At 59.7% G+C, this 4,577-nt stretch carries 4 protein-coding genes; 1 reads left to right on the forward strand and 3 read right to left on the reverse strand.

Features of this window, described 5'->3' with window-relative positions; all coding sequences use genetic code 11:
• Positions 1-247: 247 nt before the first annotated feature.
• Positions 248-823, forward strand: coding sequence for a transposase (locus WCT10_06035; GenBank protein MFA6604357.1), 576 nt, complete (start codon positions 248-250; stop codon positions 821-823).
• 131 nt (positions 824-954) lie between these two features.
• Here the strand turns inward: WCT10_06035 and prs are convergent, their stop codons facing one another.
• From prs to WCT10_06050, 3 genes are read right to left on the reverse strand one after another with little or no spacing between them, the layout of a single operon-like run.
• Entirely contained in the window at positions 955-1,854 is a 900-nt protein-coding gene (gene prs / locus WCT10_06040) for a ribose-phosphate diphosphokinase (GenBank protein ID MFA6604358.1), read from the reverse strand.
• Between the two features lie 59 nt (positions 1,855-1,913).
• Positions 1,914-2,579, reverse strand: a complete 666-nt coding sequence (locus WCT10_06045; GenBank protein MFA6604359.1) for a phosphoribosyltransferase family protein — start codon at positions 2,577-2,579, stop codon at positions 1,914-1,916.
• A gap of 14 nt (positions 2,580-2,593) precedes the next feature.
• Positions 2,594-4,105: a hypothetical protein gene (locus WCT10_06050; GenBank protein ID MFA6604360.1), complete on the reverse strand. Its 1,512-nt coding sequence runs from the start codon at positions 4,103-4,105 to the stop codon at positions 2,594-2,596.
• Between the last annotated feature and the right edge of the window lie 472 nt (positions 4,106-4,577).

Below are 4,577 nucleotides of genomic sequence, written 5' to 3' on the forward strand. Positions count from 1 at the left end.
AAGCTGACAACCCCCACCCGCCCCGTCCCCTCCACTTTCAGGGTGCCCTTTTTTTTTTTGGTATAGGCCCCCCCCCCCCCCCCCCCCATCGGTGTCAGGCACCAACGGTGCCTGACACCAAAATGACAACCGCTAATAATATTTGAGCTTATTTATTACACCACACACTTCGGTGCCTGACACCGGAGGGACAGACACCCTCCCGGCACTTGCACAAAATATCGGCTTGGTATAAGAAAGGCCGACTATGCCTAGACCTCCACGTCGCAACCTCGTCGCTCCCGGCTCAGTCTTCCACGTCTACGCTCGCGGCAACGACCGCATGACCCTGTTCAAAGGGTCGGAAGACTATCGATCATACCTGGCGGATATCGCCGAACTAAAAACGCCTCATGGCGTTCTTTTGTATCATTACGCGCTGATGCCCAACCATATTCACCTGCTGCTCAGAATCCTCGAGGATGGCCTCTCGCCTTTCATGAAAAACCTCCAATGTCGCTTTGCTAAGCGGTTTTGCCGAAATAACGCTTTCGCCGGTCATGTGTGGCAAGGGCGCTTCAAAAGCAAGCTCATCGACAATGACGAATATCTGCTGACCTGCGGCAACTACATCGAGATGAATCCGGTCCGTTCCGGTCTCGCCGATGATCCCATAGATTGGCCGTACTCCAGTTACAACTTCTATGCCTACGGCGGCCCAGACCAGCTAGTTGACGCGAACCCGCTCTACCGATCTCTGGGATCGAACGCCGCGCAACGACAAAAGGCCTACCGTCAATCGATCCGCGAAACAACCTCGGTGTCAGGCACTGACGGTGCCTGACACCGAAGGGACATCATTTGAGCTTATTTATTACCTCGTACACCATCGGTGCCTGACACCTCGGTGTCAGGCACCGATGGTGGGACAAAAAAATGCCCATGGCAGGGCGGTTTTTTGGTAAGAACTGATGGCTAGCGGCTGGCGGACGCCAGCGCTTCGGCGCAGGAGACAACCTTGAGACCCGGGAGACGGGCGGTAGCCGGACTCAATCCGATGGAATCGGAGAACAGGATGCGCGCGAAGCGCATCCGCCGCAGTCGCGCCACGGCTGGACCGGACAGGATCGGGTGAGTCGCGCACAAAAACAATCTCTTGAATCCGCGTCGCCGCAACTCCCCCACCGCCAACTCCAGCGTCCCGGCGGTATCCACCATGTCGTCCACGATGACCGCCGTATCCCCGACTGGCGCCCCGACGAAATCCAGCAACCGCACGCCCGCGAAACGCTGCCGATGCTTCTTCAGATGGACCACCGGCGGATGTCCCGGCAATAGCTTCGCCAGACGCTCGGCGCGCGGACGTCCGCCCTCGTCTGGCGACACCACGGTGAACTGATCGGACTTCAAGCCGCTTCGCAAAACGCGCGCGAAGACCGGCGCCAGCGGCACATCCACGACCTTCACCTTGGCGGCCCGAAGAGCCTCCATATTATGAACATCAGCTGAAACCACGACCGACGCGCCGGCGGCCCGGAACTGATCGGCCACGAAGACCGCTGACAAAGCATCGCCCGGCTCGCTGATCTCGTCCTGCCGGCCATAAGCGAAATACGGCAGGATCACGCGGATGTCGCGGCTGCCATTGCGGCGCAAAGTATCGACCAACAGCAGCGACCGCACCAGATTCTCTTCCGGCGGATAAGTTCGCGCCACGACACAAGTCCGATCAACGACCCCTGCCGCACTCACGAACAGCTCGCCATTGGAAAAACGCTCCCAGTGGGCCAACAGCCGCCCTGAACCGGACAACAGCCGCAAAAGCCGCAGTTCCACCGCGGTCGGCTCCGGCAAAGTGTAAGTTCGCGTCTTCATAGATTCATTATATCAACTCTGTCCGCCGGCTCCTACCCCGGCCCCGGCCCGCTCCCGACTCACTGCCGACGTTTCGTCCGCACGCGGCGCTCATGGTCGAGCAACAACCGCCGAACCTCGTCATCCCCCACCGCATCGAACGTTCCTTTGCGGTAGTAGGCTCCGACCGCCCAAAAACGCCGCGGACAATGCAGATAGACGACCGCGTCAGCATGTCCGCGCAACAATCGGAGTCCGGTCTTCGAGATGACCGGTACGGCAACCACAACCCGCGTCGCGCCTGCGGCTTTGACGTCCTCGATGGCCGCGAGCATGGTCCAACCGCGCGCCACGCCATCGTCGGCCACGATGACCGTCCGACCAGCGACCGCAAGCGGCCCCCGGCGCAACCGATAATGCCGCTCCCGCCGCCTCGCTTCCGCGATCTGCTCCTTCAGGACGCGACGCAAATAACCGGCCGGCTCCCGATTCTTCAGATAATTATCCCAGACCGCCACACCGGAAGCTGTCACGGCGCCAACGCTCCACTCCTGCCGTTTCTGCTCCGGGATCTTGCGCGGCGCGATCAAGTCATGCGGCAGCCGCCAGCGATCGGCAATCCTGATGCCGGTCGCGATGCCGCCCCGCGGCAGCGAGATGACGACGCTCTCCGGACCAGCGAACCGGCGAAGCTTCGCTGCCAGACGATCGCCGGCCTGAGCGCGGCTCAAGAAAAGTTTGAACATAAAATGATATCTCCCTACTTCTTGCTCGCGTCCTTATCAACCAAAGCCTCCAGCTCGGCAATAGAACCGCTGACGATCTCCCTGCGTCCAACCTCGATGTCCGGCTCCTCCAGAACGCGCCGCAAAGCAGCCAGAACCCTCGCCACCTTGACGCCCCGGTTCGCGACGAACTCCCGAGTCCGCGCCCGCCTCCCAGAGTCAGAACCGCCGAGATTCGCGATGACCTCGGCAAACACGGCTCGGCTGAAACCCCGGACCGACCATAGCGTCACAACCACCAGCACGAGCAGCAGCCAGGCCAGCGCCCACAAGGCCCGCTCCGTGCTCCCCCAGATCGCGACCGTGAAGATGGCCGAACAGGCCGCCACGCCCAGACTCAGGGAATTGTTCAAAGGACCGCTGATCCAGGACCAGGCCAGATTGCAGCGCTCGCGGTCCAGGAGCTGCAAACCGACAAGCGCGACGTACCGGCCGATGAGAAAAAAAAGGTTCATAAGGAAGACCGAGACAATGGCTGGCATGAAACTCGGCGAAAAAATCATAGCGACGAGTCCGAGACCCACGATCGCGAAGCTGGTGAAAAAAGACCCGGACAATCCCAGCCAACGTATCATGAAAGGCCGAACGGCGTACAAAAACAGCAAGGTACTCACGCCCAGGATGATGTAATACCAGCCGATGAAAGCATTGATCTCCCCGCCATCTGTGAACCGGCCGGAGACCGCGAGCAGGAAAACGTAGCCGAAGATTAGGGATAAAAGCAGATTCAGGCCGTACAGGATAGCGACTGACAAGGACAACTGTCCGCTAATGCTCTTCAGGGACAACGAATCGACCGCCGGATCCTCCCCGGCTCCGGCTTCGACCGCAGCCTCAGCCGCGACCGCTTCTTGTTCCTGATGGAACGCGCCGAAATAGGCTGGAACGAGCGCCAACAGAATGACCAAGGAGATAACAACAAGAGCCGCGAGTGGCAACCGTGAACTCAGAGCGGCCAAGCCAATGCCGGCTACGACAGAACCAATGGTTTCGACCGCGGCAATACGCGACTCCGCGGCCTGAAGCTCGGCATAGCTCACGGCGTGGCTGAGCACGACCCGGACCTTTTCCATAGCGATCGATAGGAACGCGCCGATAAGCATGGCTTCGACTGCGAGGCGAAGAGCAAAATCCAGGGATGATCCCGTGGGCGGCACAAGCAGCAGGCCGAGACAGACAGCCGAGACCAGAGAAGCGGCCAAGCCCTGCCGCGAGGCGGTCCAGGACCGGAGCGGCGCCAACAGAAAATACGACCCGATCAGACCGGAACAAGTCAGCATGATGAAGAGGTGGGAGATATAGGCTGGTCCGGTCGAGGAAATGACGAACGCCTGGATATGACTCCACATCAAGGCCCAGATGACGGAAAACCCGAAAGACGCCAGCATCAACCGCGCGAGACCGCCGCGTTTCCCGGTTCCGGCCGACGGCGCGATGGCACATTGATTATCGTTCGAGCGCGGCAAACTGTTGAGCGAATGTGGCATAGGCAGCTGACACCGCTGGTTGTTGGCCGATGATCATTAGCCAGCGGTTAATGACTGACTATCGGCTAGCAGCTGATTTAGACGGCCGTGCTTTTTATTATATTCCCCGAAAGGACCGGCGGAGATCCAACCCGATACAGCGCCGGATTCACGTTGGAGTGAAACCCCGCACTTGAGGCGAGGTGGAAATGACACTCAGGGTCCGCTGGCTTCCGACCACCAGCTAATGGCTGATGGCCAAGAGCCAGGACACCCTCCCCGCCAGAAACCGGCGGAGAGGGTGAGGCCTGGATCAGAGCGACTACTGAAAGCTTATTTCTTGTAAAGCTTTTTCAAGGAAGCACTGACTTTCTTGGAGGCATTCGGAACCTTGACGCCGTTCGGAACCATGACGCCGTTCGGAACCATGACGCCGTTCGGAACCATGACGCCGTTCGGAACCATGACGCCGTTCGGAACCATGACGCCGTTC

This window comes from Patescibacteria group bacterium (genome assembly GCA_041667185.1).
Lineage (GTDB): Bacteria > Patescibacteriota > Patescibacteriia > SG8-24 > SG8-24 > JBAYFM01.